This window comes from Nocardiopsis listeri (assembly GCF_020741345.1).
Lineage (GTDB): Bacteria > Actinomycetota > Actinomycetes > Streptosporangiales > Streptosporangiaceae > Nocardiopsis > Nocardiopsis listeri_A.
On the sequence record NZ_DYZD01000115.1, the window covers coordinates 1 to 7,141 of the forward strand.

Sequence of the window (7,141 nt, forward strand, 5' to 3'; positions counted from 1 at the left end):
GAGGAAGAACCCACCCCCACCCCGACCGCCAAACCCAGTCACCAAGCCGCATTCTCAGGCGTTCCCAGCCTCGAAAGGGCGTTCCGCGAGTAACCCCTCGGCTTCATATCGGATGGACTGCGGAACAAGGCAACACCTCAGGCGACCTCAGACAGCCTCCACCACGGCATCGGTCCATCTTCGATGTGTCGCCGAACGGACACAACGCGGGTCCCGTGGCCAGCCTCCGGCCAGGGCGCGCAAAAAGACATGTGACAAGAAGTCGCGTGAGCGCAAGGCGACCGGCTTCCTGATGGGGGGCGGATGGTGCATCTGGGGTTCCCGATTTCATCGGGAACGCAGACAGGCTAGAGCACCGAACATCATTTCGCAGGCATTTCCCGACTCAGACGGATTTGCGCAGCTAGCCGGGTCGACTGAGATCCGCGTCGGCCGCGATCCGGATCTTCAGGAGAACCTCTGCCTGTTGCGGGGAGGGCTCGGACGCGAGGAGCATCGACGCCCTCAGCCAGCACTCGAGTGCCTGCTCCATGTCGCCTTCCGTACTGCTGAGGTCACCCAACCGGTCGTAGGCGAGCCCTTCGTCGTAGGCGGAGGAGCACTCCTCCGCCGCGCGCAGTGCCCCCAGGTAGTTCCAACGTGCTGAGGTGTGCCTCTTCTGGGCGACCCGGATGTCTCCGAGAACCCTGAGCAACGGCGGCTCCGCCTCTGGGCTCCGACGTGAACGGACAAGCTCCAGTTCGCCCTCCAGGGTCCGCTGCGCTTCGACAACCCTCCCCAACCCCAAAAGCGCGCTTCCCATACCCGCGGCGCACAGGGTCAGCGCTCGCTCGTCACGGGTGACCCAGAACGCTCTTCGTGCGGCCTGGAAACTCTCCAGGGCCTGCCCATACCTGCCCAGATAGTTCTCCAAAAGCCCGAGGACCTGGCGCGCTCGCGCCACACCGGACACGTCTCCATGTTCCTGGAACAGGCGTAGACAGCGTTGCGCCATGCGCCGAACATGACGATGTCGGCCCTCGGAGAACCGGAGTTCGATCAGGTTGATCGTGACCGTCGCTTCGAACTGGCTGTCACCCAGCGCCTGGTAGAGAGCTCTCGCTGTCGTGTACGAGATATCAGCGAGCGACCTCTCTCCACGGTCGAGATAGCTCATCGCCATGTGGCTGTACACCTTGGCGATGCCACGTTGATCCCTCAGGCGGCAGAACTCCCCGAGCGCGATCTTGTACTCGACCACGGCTCCGGCGTGATCTCCTCGAGAGGCCCGGATCATCGCGAGCCGGTCGAGGGCGTGAGGGATCTCGTTCTCCGAGCCGCTCCCTCTCCACACCTCGATCGCTTTCCGAAGACACCTCTCTGACCCGTCCTTGTCCATCAGGTTCAGGCGGACGAGCGCCAACTCATAGAGGCAGTCCGCCAACCCCAGGGGATCGTCCAGTTCACGCCAGGCCCGAAGCGCGTCCTGGAACAGGGCTTCAGCCCGGTCCCAGGGCCCGTTGCTCTCCAGGAGCCCCGCCATGGCCAAAGGCATCCTGGCCACGTACTCGGGAAAACCTCGTTCCAGGGCGTATTCGATGGCCCTTTCCACCGAGGGGAAGTTGTCCGCGAACCAATCACGGGCCTCACGAGGAAGGCGGAAGGTCACCGTGGCCGCGCTACGAGTGATCGGGCGCTTGGTTCTCCGTCTCCCCGGCCTTGCCACCTGATCGGCGTTGTCCACGGTGGCCAGGTAGTAGTCGAAGATGCGCCGTTCCACTTCCCTGCGCTGCCCTTCCGACATCGAACGGGCCCGCCGTTGGCGGGCGAACTGCCGGACCAGGTCGTGCATCCGGTAACGCCCTGGACTGACCTCTTCCAGGAAGTGAACATCCAGCAGTTCTTCCAGTGCCCGCTGTGTCTCCTCCCAGATGCCCAGGGAGGCCGCCGCCGCCTGATCGGAGATGACCGTGGTGGGATGCAGGCTCATGCACAGGAGGGTTTGCCGGGCCCACGAACCCAGTTCCTCGAAGGTGCCGGCGAAGACCGCCAAGGCCTCCCAATCGGCCCCATGCCCCGAATTCCACCGCTGTCTTTCCAGGTGATCGGCCAGTTGTTCCAGGCTCCAGGTGAATCGAAGCCGTAACTGGGCAGAGGCGCTGCGCAGGGCGATCGGCAACCGGCCGGTGAGGGAGACGACCCGGTTCATGCCCTCGTCCGCGACGTCTCGTCCGGTGAAGGCGGCGAACATCCGCGCGGCGTCCTCTTCGTCCAGGGAGCGCAGTAACAGCCTTCGGGCCCCGTGGAGCCCGGAGAGGCTTCTGCGACTCGTCACGATCACGACGCTTCCAGCGGTTCCCGGTACCGCAGGGATCACCTGGTCGTGGTGGTCGGCGTTGTCCAGAAGAAGGAGCACCCGCCGCCCCGCCACCTGACGGCGCCATAGGGCCACCCGGGCTTCGGACTCTGCCGGGATCCCGTTTCCCGGTGCTCCCAGCATTTGCAGCAGGCGGAAGAGGATCTGGTCGGAGCTCACTCCGGTCAGGTCCGTCTGCAGGCGTACGTCGAACCGGTCCCGTAGATGGTGGGCGGCGTGCGCGGCCAGAATGGTCTTCCCAACGCCGCCCAGACCATGGATCAATTGCACCACGGTGCGGCCCTCTGAATCGCGAACAGACGCGAGAAGGGCCTCAAGCTCCTCTTCACGGCCGAGGAAATCGGGGACATCGGGTTGGAGGGTGTCCACCACTTCCCGCCGTGGTTCCGCGAGTGGGACGGGTTCGGCCCATCGGCTTTCGTCACCGTCGGCTTCGGCGAGGATGCGTTGGAAGAGCGCTCGTGTTCGGGGACTCGGCTCGGCACCCAACTCGGCGACGGTGTGTTCCCGCAGTTCGGTGTAGCACCCGATCGCCTCGGTGTGCCTGCCGCACATGGCCAGGGCCTTCATGTGCAGGACGGTCAGGGTTTCACCATGGGGATGGTGTCCCAGCCGTTCGAGGATCTCCTCATGACGGCCGAGGACGAATCCCACCTCCGCCCACTGGCCGAGCAGACCATGACGCCCCTGACCCATGCGTCGCCGCAGGGAGTCCGCCCACGCCCCGGAGAACTCCGCGAGGGGGTCGCCGTCCCATAGTTCCAGGGCCTCTTCCAGGAGAGCGAGCGCAGCCGTGTGCTCTCCTCGTCGGGTGAGTTTGCGCGCCCGTTCGGAGAGGTTATGGGCATAGTGCCAGTCGACAGCGTCGGGATCGATCTCCAGGGTGTAGGTCCTGGACCGATGCTTGATGTCGGTCGGTGCCCCGGCGTTCTTGAGACCCTTTCGGATACGGCTGACGTACACGTGGAGACTGGGCCGCGCCGAGTCGGGCGGGACTTCGCCCCAGACACGGTCGATGAGGGTCGGGGTCGGTACGGGACGACCGGCGGACTCTGCCAGTACCGCGAGGACGAGGCGGGCCTTGGGGGAGCCCACGTCGACCGGTCGATTCTCGACCAGAATCCGTGGGACCGAGGTCAGGATTCGTATTTCCAACCTGTCACCACCCAACACCGAACCATCATGACATCCGAATTACGGATTGCCAAGATTATTGATTCGGATATCTTCATGGGGACCGAAATCGGACCCCACGAACAGGCAGGATACCCGCCAGGCGGACGACAAACCCTGGGACTCTAATTCACACGGGTCGCACTGTGTACATTCCGGATCAATGACGCTAGCATTCTCGAAACCGTGCACGTGAATTTCGCATGTTCCGGCGCGCGTTATTCTGCACATTCCTCGGCACGTGCATATGTTCGGACATACGAAAGGTGCCGTGTCGAACCCCGCTCGACACGGCACCTCGCTCACGGCCCGGGGCCGTGGGTCCCCCGGCCTCAGGCGGCCAGGGTGTGGGAGCGCGGTGTCCGAATCCGCGCCCACAGCTCGCGCAGGCCCGGCCTGCCGGTCCTCGCCGAGGCGATCAGGCGTTCGTGGCGGGCCGCACGCTCGGCCTCGGCACGGTAGAGGTCGGCGGCCTGGGCGCTGAGGTCGGCGTGCATGGTGGTCTCCTCCGGGATCTGCGCCGGGGCTGTTCTCCCGACTGATTCCAGATTCGCGCTAAGGCCCCCGGCCGCACATCGGGAGAGTGCAGCGGATCCGCCTCCCAGGGGTGCCTTAGGTCGACCCACCGATCGCCTTGGACACCGCCGACGATCCCCGCCGCGGAACGATCCAGGGTCACCGCGGGGTGAGGCTGCGCAGAGCCCGGACGAGTTTGTCCGGTTCACGGGAGTCCACGGCCACCGGGTCGCCGTCGCGCGTGTACAGGGCGACCGGGGTGTAGCCCATGGGGGTGTCCGGCCTGTGATTCAGCAGAGGCCTGTACCGGATCCGGTCGAGCGTCCGAGGTCCCCGGTCCGGCGCGGCCGTCTCCACGGCGAGGCGCTCCAGAGGCACCGCGTTCCGTCCCACCTTGAGCACCTGGTCGGTGAGCAGGATCCGGTTGTGACGGAACTTCAGGTACGGCGAGATGAGCAGCGGCAGGACGAACATCACGAGGAACGGCCCGCTGAGGAAGAGGTTCCTGCGGACCCTGCCCCACCGGTGCTTTCGTGTGGCCTCCTCCCGTCTTTGGTCACGGGTCGGCCCGTCTCCTCCGACAGCATCGAACACAGACACCACTCTCCGGATATCCGCTCGATCGGAAGGAAGGGCGTAATGGAACCACCCGGGCCGGGAAGACCGAGGCCATTGGTGCCCCACCCGTCCCGAGGGCCACGGCCGCGAGCGGCGCAGAGGTTCTGCCGTCCGCATAAGGCCACGAACACCTCTCCCGTTCGAGCTTTTCACGGCGTAGTGTCGAGAAATCGGAGATCTCGACGGGGGAGGCACCAGATGAGCGAGAGCGTCCTACGCTCCCTGGACCAGGCGCGCAGGGGTCCGTCCCCCGACGAGCCGGCGGGCGAACCGCTCATGCGCGATCTCATCGGTGACCTTCTGCGTCGCACCCGTGTCGAACAGGGTCGGACCCTGCGCGAGGTCGCCGAAGACGCCCAGGTGTCGCTCCCCTACCTGTCCGAGATCGAACGCGGCCGCAAGGAGGCCTCCTCCGAGGTCCTGGCCGCCGTGTACCGGTCGCTGGGTCTGAGCATCACCGAGGTGCTCGGCGAGCTGTACCAGCGCACCACGCTGTTCCGCCTGGAGCGGGCCGGTTCGCACCGGGCACACCTGGTCACGGCCCCCGTCGCCCCGGCCCACCAGGCCCGGGTGCTCTCCCTCGCGGCCTGACCACTTCATCCCCCGCACAACCGAAGAGCATGGACGCCGGCCCGACGGCCCCCGGTTTCTCGTCGTCCCGGCGCACCCGCCAGACGGCACCGCGTTTCGGCCCATCCCAGGCGCGCGGCGCCCGGCGGTGGTTCCGGGGCGCTCTGCCCGGAACCACCGCACCCCCGCTTCCCGTTCCGCCGAGACCGGAATCCTCACGTGTTCCGGGTGGTGGGCAAGAAATGACGGACGGTCTCGCAACGCTCCACGCCACCCTGGGGGGCGTCTCGACAAGGCGCGGCGGCCTCCGCGTACCCGGGCCCTCCTTCGACCGGCTCCGGGGGGCACGCGGGACCCACACACCTCGCACACCTGGTGGATCAAGCCGCGAGCGGCGCGATCTGCCGTGTCGTGATCAGGTGGTCCACCAGGCCGTACTCCTTGGCCTGCTCTGCGGTGAAGATCTTGTCCCGGTCGGTGTCGGCCCGGAGCCGTCCCCGGGTCTGGCCGGTGTGCCGGGACAGGATGTCCTCCACCTGAGCACGGACCCTCAGGATCTCGGCGGCCTGGATCTCCAGGTCGGCCGCCTGCCCCTGTCCCTCCGTGGAGGGCTGGTGCAGCAGCACCCGGGAGTGTTCCAGCGCGGAGCGCTTGCCGGCCGTGCCCGCCGCCAGGAGCACCGCCGCGGCGGAGGCCGCCTGGCCCATGCACACCGTCGCCACGTCCGCCTTGACGAACCGCATCGTGTCGTAGATGGCGGTCAGCGCCGTGTTCGAACCCCCGGGCGAGTTGATGTACAGCTGGATGTCGGTCTCGTGGCTCTCGTAGTCCAGGTGCAGCATCTGAGCCATGATCACGTTGGCGACGTCGTCGTCGATGGGCGTGCCCAGGAAGATGATCCGTTCGGACAACAGCCGACTGAACACGTCGAACGAGCGTTCCCCGTTCGGGGTGCGTTCGACCACCATCGGCACCGTGTAGCGCCCGCTCATCGCTCTCCTCCCCTCGGGCCGGCGAACCCGGGCGTGGCACCGCCCAGACGCATGCCGCCCTCCATCTGGTCGACGGTCTCGACGACGTGGTCGATGAATCCGTACTCCTGTGCCTCCCGCGCGGTGAACCATGCGTCCCGGTGCTGGTCCTTGGCGATGGTCTCCTCGCTCTTGCCGGTGTGCTTGGCGATGAGCCGCACCATGGTGCTCTTGGTGTGCGCGAGGTTCTCGGCCTGGATGGCGATGTCCGCGGCGGTCCCGCCCAGCCCACCGGAGGGCTGGTGCATCATGATCCGCGCGTGCGGCATGCTGTACCGCTTGCCCTGAGCCCCGGTGCAGGCCAGGAACTGCCCCATGCTGGCGGCGAACCCCATGACCAGGGTGGACACGTCGTTGGGCACGAAGTTCATGGTGTCGTAGATGGCCAGGCCGGCACTGATCACTCCGCCGGGGCTGTTGATCGCCAGGGTGATGTCCCTGTGCGGGTCCTCGTCGGCCAGCAACAGGATCTGCGCGCACACGCGGTTGGCGCTGTCCTCGTCGACCTGGGTCCCCAGCAGCACGATCCGGCTGCGCAGCAGGCGCGCGGCCAGCTGGTCGTCGAACCCGCCACCGGGCGCGTACTCGGTGGCGAGTGTGGGTCGTGGTGTCCGCATCGGTCCTCCTCATCACCGGCGTTCGTACCGGTGATCCCAGCCTGCGGCGGACGGGGCCGCGACCGCCACGATTTCGCCCGGGAGCAGATCTGCCGACGGCAGAGCCACCCCCGAACCCGCCCCGAACATGACGAAAGGCCCCGGGTGGGGGCCTTGGAAATACGCGGACTCGGGGCCTTGGAGTCCTTGGCGGCGGGGGATGGAGGGGGAGGGGGATGAGGTTCGTCGATCAGGTGTCGTCTATGGCGGCGCGCAGGTCA

Annotated in this window: 6 protein-coding genes; 1 reads left to right on the top strand and 5 read right to left on the bottom strand. The window is 66.7% G+C overall.

The window, feature by feature from the left end:
• Nucleotides 1-403 precede the first annotated feature (403 nt).
• The 3 genes from K8V84_RS06805 to K8V84_RS06815 all read right to left on the bottom strand — a co-directional run bounded on the left by K8V84_RS06805 (nt 404) and on the right by K8V84_RS06815 (nt 4,639).
• Nucleotides 404-3,511 carry a BTAD domain-containing putative transcriptional regulator gene (locus K8V84_RS06805; protein WP_304071870.1) on the bottom strand — a complete coding sequence of 1,036 codons (3,108 nt, stop codon included), beginning with the start codon at nt 3,509-3,511 and terminating at the stop codon, nt 404-406.
• A 350-nt stretch (nt 3,512-3,861) separates the two neighbouring features.
• Complete coding sequence (locus K8V84_RS06810; protein WP_304071873.1) at nt 3,862-4,026, bottom strand: hypothetical protein; 165 nt, start codon at nt 4,024-4,026, stop codon at nt 3,862-3,864.
• Between the two features lie 178 nt (nt 4,027-4,204).
• Nucleotides 4,205-4,639 (bottom strand): hypothetical protein, encoded by a 435-nt coding sequence (locus K8V84_RS06815; RefSeq protein WP_304071875.1) that lies wholly within the window; start codon nt 4,637-4,639, stop codon nt 4,205-4,207.
• A 222-nt stretch (nt 4,640-4,861) separates the two neighbouring features.
• On the opposite strand from K8V84_RS06815, the gene K8V84_RS06820 reads away from it, so the two are divergent.
• Complete coding sequence (locus tag K8V84_RS06820; protein ID WP_304071876.1) at nt 4,862-5,254, top strand: helix-turn-helix transcriptional regulator; 393 nt, start codon at nt 4,862-4,864, stop codon at nt 5,252-5,254.
• Nucleotides 5,255-5,613: 359 nt separating this feature from the next.
• On the opposite strand, the gene K8V84_RS06825 is transcribed toward K8V84_RS06820, so the two are convergent.
• Together K8V84_RS06825 and K8V84_RS06830 are read right to left on the bottom strand one after the other, a co-directional pair.
• Entirely contained in the window at nt 5,614-6,225 is a 612-nt protein-coding gene (locus K8V84_RS06825; protein ID WP_304071878.1) for an ATP-dependent Clp protease proteolytic subunit, read from the bottom strand.
• Nucleotides 6,222-6,881 (bottom strand): ATP-dependent Clp protease proteolytic subunit, encoded by a 660-nt coding sequence (locus K8V84_RS06830; RefSeq protein ID WP_304071880.1) that lies wholly within the window; start codon nt 6,879-6,881, stop codon nt 6,222-6,224. The genes K8V84_RS06825 and K8V84_RS06830 overlap by 4 nt, the downstream gene beginning before the upstream one ends.
• Between the last annotated feature and the right edge of the window lie 260 nt (nt 6,882-7,141).

Bases quoted from the DNA above. Each gene is read 5' to 3' on its own strand.
- K8V84_RS06810 (WP_304071873.1), bottom strand. From the start codon at position 4,026: ATGCACGCCGACCTCAGCGCCCAGGCCGCCGACCTCTACCGTGCCGAG.
- K8V84_RS06820 (WP_304071876.1), top strand. From the start codon at position 4,862: ATGAGCGAGAGCGTCCTACGCTCCCTGGACCAGGCGCGCAGGGGTCCG.
- K8V84_RS06825 (WP_304071878.1), bottom strand. From the start codon at position 6,225: ATGAGCGGGCGCTACACGGTGCCGATGGTGGTCGAACGCACCCCGAAC.
- K8V84_RS06830 (WP_304071880.1), bottom strand. From the start codon at position 6,881: ATGCGGACACCACGACCCACACTCGCCACCGAGTACGCGCCCGGTGGC.